Below are 2,500 nucleotides of genomic sequence, written 5' to 3' on the forward strand. Positions count from 1 at the left end.
AAGCATCTAAGCATGAAGCCCCCTCAAGATGAGATTTCCCATTACGCAAGTAAGTAAGATCCCTTGAAGACGACAAGGTAGATAGGTTCGAGGTGGAAGTATGGTGACATATGGAGCTGACGAATACTAATCGATCGAGGACTTAACCAAAACAATTGTGTGTTTCAATGAACCGTTTATCCAGTTTTGAAAGAATAAAAATTATTTTAGAAAAACGATTGACATTCATTCGTTAAACTGATATAATAATTCTTGTCCTTAAGAGAAATCTTAAGAAAATAGTCTGGTGGCGATAGCAAAGAGGTCATACCCGTTCCCATGCCGAACACGGAAGTCAAGCTCTTTAGCGCCGATGGTAGTTGGGGGTTTCCCCCTGTGAGAGTAGGACGCTGCCGGGCTGTTATATAATGGAGGATTAGCTCAGCTGGGAGAGCACCTGCCTTACAAGCAGGGGGTCGGCGGTTCGATCCCGTCATCCTCCACCATCAAAATATGCCGGTGTAGCTCAGTTGGTAGAGCAACTGACTTGTAATCAGTAGGTCGAGGGTTCGACTCCTTTCGCCGGCACCATTTTGAGTCATTAGCTCAGTTGGTAGAGCATCTGACTTTTAATCAGAGGGTCGCAGGTTCGAATCCTGCATGACTCACCACTTTAATATTTACTATGCGGGTGTGGCGGAATTGGCAGACGCACTAGACTTAGGATCTAGCGCCGCAAGGCGTGGGGGTTCGACTCCCTTCACCCGCACCATAGTTTCTTATAATTTCATAACTGTCAGATAAAAAATATCTAAGCATATTGCGGAAGTAGTTCAGTGGTAGAACACCACCTTGCCAAGGTGGGGGTCGCGAGTTCGAACCTCGTCTTCCGCTCCAAATATGCCGGGGTGGCGGAACTGGCAGACGCACAGGACTTAAAATCCTGCGGTGAGTGATCACCGTGCCGGTTCGATTCCGGCCCTCGGCACCATTTTTAAAAATCGTATATACTTATTTTTGCGCCCGTAGCTCAATTGGATAGAGCGTCTGACTACGGATCAGAAGGTTGTGGATTCGACTTCTGCCGGGCGCACCATTTCCGGAATGTAGCTCAGCTTGGTAGAGCACTTGGTTTGGGACCAAGGGGTCGCAGGTTCGAATCCTGTCATTCCGACCATTAACAACATACCCATTATATTGGGGCCTTAGCTCAGCTGGGAGAGCGCCTGCCTTGCACGCAGGAGGTCAGCGGTTCGATCCCGCTAGGCTCCACCAAACATGAACCTTGAAAACTAAACAAGCAAGAAGATAATCACAAACAAGTCTTATCACATTAAGTGAATAAGCAATTGTTATCAAAAGATAACGCTAGCAAAGCAAATGAGCTTTCAAACTACTTTTATGGAGAGTTTGATCCTGGCTCAGGACGAACGCTGGCGGCGTGCCTAATACATGCAAGTCGAGCGAATGACGAGAAGCTTGCTTCTCTGATTTAGCGGCGGACGGGTGAGTAACACGTGGGCAACCTGCCCTACAGATCGGGATAACTCAGGGAAACCTGGGCTAATACCGGATAATCCTTCGAATCACATGTTTTGAAGTTGAAAGGCGCTTCGGCGTCACTGTAGGATGGGCCCGCGGTGCATTAGCTAGTTGGTGGGGTAACGGCCTACCAAGGCAACGATGCATAGCCGACCTGAGAGGGTGATCGGCCACATTGGGACTGAGACACGGCCCAAACTCCTACGGGAGGCAGCAGTAGGGAATCTTCCACAATGGACGAAAGTCTGATGGAGCAACGCCGCGTGAGTGATGAAGGTTTTCGGATCGTAAAACTCTGTTGTAAGGGAAGAACAAGTACGTTAGGAAATGAACGTACCTTGACGGTACCTTATTAGAAAGCCACGGCTAACTACGTGCCAGCAGCCGCGGTAATACGTAGGTGGCAAGCGTTGTCCGGATTTATTGGGCGTAAAGCGCGCGCAGGTGGTTTCTTAAGTCTGATGTGAAAGCCCACGGCTCAACCGTGGAGGGTCATTGGAAACTGGGGAACTTGAGTGCAGAAGAGGATAGTGGAATTCCAAGTGTAGCGGTGAAATGCGTAGAGATTTGGAGGAACACCAGTGGCGAAGGCGACTGTCTGGTCTGTAACTGACACTGAGGCGCGAAAGCGTGGGGAGCAAACAGGATTAGATACCCTGGTAGTCCACGCCGTAAACGATGAGTGCTAAGTGTTAGGGGTTTCCGCCCCTTAGTGCTGCAGCTAACGCATTAAGCACTCCGCCTGGGGAGTACGACCGCAAGGTTGAAACTCAAAGGAATTGACGGGGGCCCGCACAAGCGGTGGAGCATGTGGTTTAATTCGAAGCAACGCGAAGAACCTTACCAGGTCTTGACATCCCAATGACCGTCCTAGAGATAGGATTTTCCCTTCGGGGACATTGGTGACAGGTGGTGCATGGTTGTCGTCAGCTCGTGTCGTGAGATGTTGGGTTAAGTCCCGCAACGAGCGCAACCCTTA

The 2,500-nt window shown here is 49.6% G+C and carries 9 tRNA genes and 3 rRNA genes (2 of these 12 running past the window's edge); all 12 read left to right on the forward strand.

From position 1 onward, the window contains the following. Nucleotides 1–150 (forward strand): 23S ribosomal RNA (locus tag QN089_RS00430) (it extends 2,779 nt beyond the left edge of the window). Nucleotides 151–282: 132 nt separating this feature from the next. Continuing rightward, a 5S ribosomal RNA gene (gene rrf / locus QN089_RS00435) occupies nt 283–398 on the forward strand. A gap of 11 nt (nt 399–409) precedes the next feature. Beyond that, a tRNA-Val gene (locus QN089_RS00440) sits at nt 410–485 on the forward strand. Between the two features lie 9 nt (nt 486–494). Then, a tRNA-Thr gene (locus QN089_RS00445) sits at nt 495–570 on the forward strand. 4 nt (nt 571–574) lie between these two features. Continuing rightward, nucleotides 575–650 (forward strand) — tRNA-Lys (locus QN089_RS00450). A gap of 16 nt (nt 651–666) precedes the next feature. Further along, nucleotides 667–751 (forward strand) — tRNA-Leu (locus QN089_RS00455). A gap of 50 nt (nt 752–801) precedes the next feature. Next, nucleotides 802–876 (forward strand) — tRNA-Gly (locus QN089_RS00460). Nucleotides 877–881: 5 nt separating this feature from the next. After that, nucleotides 882–970 (forward strand) — tRNA-Leu (locus QN089_RS00465). Nucleotides 971–998: 28 nt separating this feature from the next. Further along, nucleotides 999–1,075, forward strand: a tRNA-Arg gene (locus tag QN089_RS00470). Nucleotides 1,076–1,079: 4 nt separating this feature from the next. Then, nucleotides 1,080–1,156, forward strand: a tRNA-Pro gene (locus QN089_RS00475). Nucleotides 1,157–1,178: 22 nt separating this feature from the next. Next, nucleotides 1,179–1,254 (forward strand) — tRNA-Ala (locus QN089_RS00480). A 123-nt stretch (nt 1,255–1,377) separates the two neighbouring features. Further along, nucleotides 1,378–2,500 (forward strand): 16S ribosomal RNA (locus QN089_RS00485); it runs 424 nt beyond the window's last position.

It is taken from the genome of Kurthia sp. YJT4 (assembly GCF_030219945.1).
GTDB classification, from domain to species: domain Bacteria; phylum Bacillota; class Bacilli; order Bacillales_A; family Planococcaceae; genus Kurthia; species Kurthia gibsonii.